The sequence below is a fragment of the Xenorhabdus yunnanensis genome (genome assembly GCF_028598805.1).
Classification (GTDB): domain Bacteria; phylum Pseudomonadota; class Gammaproteobacteria; order Enterobacterales; family Enterobacteriaceae; genus Xenorhabdus; species Xenorhabdus yunnanensis.
Map to the genome: position 1 here is coordinate 1 of NZ_JAQRFI010000270.1, position 343 is coordinate 343.

Annotated in this window: 1 protein-coding gene; it reads right to left on the reverse strand. The window is 53.1% G+C overall.

Annotated features, from left to right (window positions below):
- A partial coding sequence (locus PSI23_RS22200; protein WP_273557069.1) for a baseplate wedge 1 family protein occupies positions 1-343 on the reverse strand: 343 nt, incomplete at both ends.

Here is a 343-nt window from a genome sequence, read left to right on the forward strand (position 1 = left end):
GGTGACCGTCGGGCTTTGGGTCAGGTTAAAGTAGCGCATGCGGATAATCAGGCGCTTCTGTTCAGCGGTGAGCATCAGGGTATAATCGGCATTGCGCCGGAAGTTGCCCTTGAAGTTGCGTTTTTTGCCAAAACCCCAGCCAATTTTGGTTTTGTCACTGGGGGCAACATCAATCCCCAGCGACACATCCAGAATCCGCGCCCACACGGCCAGCCCGAAATCGTTGGCGGTATCGATATTGAACACGTCACGATACCAGTTATGCCAAAACGTCACGTTACTTTGCTCAAAATACGCCGCTTTGCGACGCGCCAGCGTGTTCAGCTTCGGCGCATTTTCATAC